The organism is Paramuribaculum intestinale (assembly GCF_003024925.1).
In the GTDB taxonomy this organism is placed as follows: domain Bacteria; phylum Bacteroidota; class Bacteroidia; order Bacteroidales; family Muribaculaceae; genus Paramuribaculum; species Paramuribaculum intestinale.
Genome location: NZ_PUED01000312.1, coordinates 1 through 1846 on the forward strand (window position 1 = coordinate 1; position 1846 = coordinate 1846).

At 42.8% G+C, this 1846-nt stretch carries 2 protein-coding genes; both read left to right on the top strand.

Going from position 1 to position 1846, the window contains the following annotated elements; genetic code table 11:
* Positions 1-173: 173 nt before the first annotated feature.
* Positions 174-413 carry a Cas9 inhibitor AcrIIA9 family protein gene (locus C5O24_RS13070; protein ID WP_107035438.1) on the top strand — a complete coding sequence of 80 codons (240 nt, stop codon included), beginning with the start codon at positions 174-176 and terminating at the stop codon, positions 411-413.
* A gap of 99 nt (positions 414-512) precedes the next feature.
* Complete coding sequence (locus tag C5O24_RS14550) at positions 513-1748, top strand: tyrosine-type recombinase/integrase (RefSeq protein ID WP_237612985.1); 1236 nt, start codon at positions 513-515, stop codon at positions 1746-1748.
* Positions 1749-1846 lie beyond the last annotated feature (98 nt).

Genomic DNA, 1846 nt, shown 5'->3' on the forward strand with positions numbered 1-1846 from the left:
AAGATACTGTTAAAAAAGTTTGCAAAGGTGGTGGCAATCATCATCGGAGCAATAATCGGAACTCTGGTGTGGGCGATAGTCAGACCTGTAATCCGAGGTGCTGGCTGGGTTATATCCCTTATAACCGCAATACTGATAATCTATTGGGTATTAACTTTCTAAAATATACGACTATGAAATCATCTGAGAATTTTATCGAGGCTATCCGCAACTATCTCGATAGCCGTGCAGAGAGCGACAATCTGTTCGCTATCCGCTATGCAGACCCCTCCAAATCCGTAGAGGAGTGTTGCCAGTACATACTCAACGAGGTCAAGCGTCAAGGCGTCAGCGTAATGACCAATGATGAGGTCTATTCTCTTGCCACTCATTATTATCCAAAGTATAATATTATCCCAAGTTGGAAGATATAACATAATCTAATGTGTTGAATTTTAGGATTACTTGTGATAATATTTTGAGGATAAAAATCTTATTGCCATATTAGTTGAATACCATTTACAATAACATATATGGCAAAATCACAACAAATCACAAAACTACTCAAGCTATGTGAGGAAAAATGGGTTGAAGCCGGCTACTTTCCTTCTACGGTAGCCGAGTTCAAGTCCATTGTAAAATCAGACATTTCTTCATACATGAAGGAAATGGGGCTTGAAAAATTCGATTCCGATGTCGGAATACGTTATCTTGAAAGCCGTAAAGGCTTGAAACGATGGCAGAGACTCTGCCATTGCGTTGACTTTCTTAACGCAGCATTGGAAAATCCGGATGTACCTTTTGTGAAAAGGAATATCCAGCTTCGCACTTACGACTTATACGGGGAAATTGGTGAAATCGCACAGAAACTTGTAGAACTAAAGAGGAAAGAGCGTGTCACTCCTGTAACATTGACCGTATATCGACAGGTGCTGTCAGAGTTTAATCTTTCCTTACATCTGAAGGGAATAGATAAAATCTCAGAATTAACCGAGTTACATGTGATGGAGTTCTTATCATCATTAAAGAACAATCAATCGCAGCGTTTATTCGTGATACGCGCTTTCTGCAAATACCTTTACCATGAAGGGTATGTAAAATTCGAACTCGGTACATTTCTTGAGGGAGTTCGTTCACCCCAAAGAGAGAAGATACCATCTGTTTATACCGCACAAGAAATTGAACAGATTGGTAATGCAATAAATCGCAGCAGTTATAACGGAAGACGAAATTATGCCATATTCCTCCTTGCTTCAAGGCTCGGACTAAGGGTGTCAGACATCATCCGATTGAGATTTAGTGATGTGGATTGGGACAAAAACATCATCCGTATCGTACAGTGGAAAACCAAGCGAGAGAATATTCTCCCGCTGCTCAGTGATATAGGCAACGCCATTATCGACTATCTACAGGCAGAACGACCGACTACAGGCGATGACCATATTTTTGTATCGTCAAGACCTCCATATACAAGGATATGCCGAGATACAGTATGGAGCGCCATGCAGGAAGCCATAAGGGCATCAGGGGTCAATGTAAGAAGACGACACCATGGAATACATGCAATGCGACATTCACTTGCCACCGAGCTTTTGGAAAACGGAACTCCGCTCCCCATTATATCAAGCGCCCTCGGCCATGCAAGCACAGCAAGCACAAGCAACTACCTGAAGGTAGATATGAACAGGTTACGCTCAATCCTGCTTCAGCCACCGCCAGTTCCCAATGATTTCTATTTGCAGAAAGTCACTATGTTTGCATCAGATTAGCTGACGGGGCGCTCAACGGGGGCTGTCTGCCCCCTTGCCGCTAAGGCTTTCCCCCGAGAGGAGTGAGGAGAAAAGATAGACGTAAGGGCAATTGCATG

What these genes read in the sequence shown, in the direction of transcription:
- C5O24_RS13070 (WP_107035438.1), top strand. Translation starts at nt 174, where the DNA reads ATGAAATCATCTGAGAATTTTATCGAGGCTATCCGCAACTATCTCGAT.
- C5O24_RS14550 (WP_237612985.1), top strand. Translation starts at nt 513, where the DNA reads ATGGCAAAATCACAACAAATCACAAAACTACTCAAGCTATGTGAGGAA.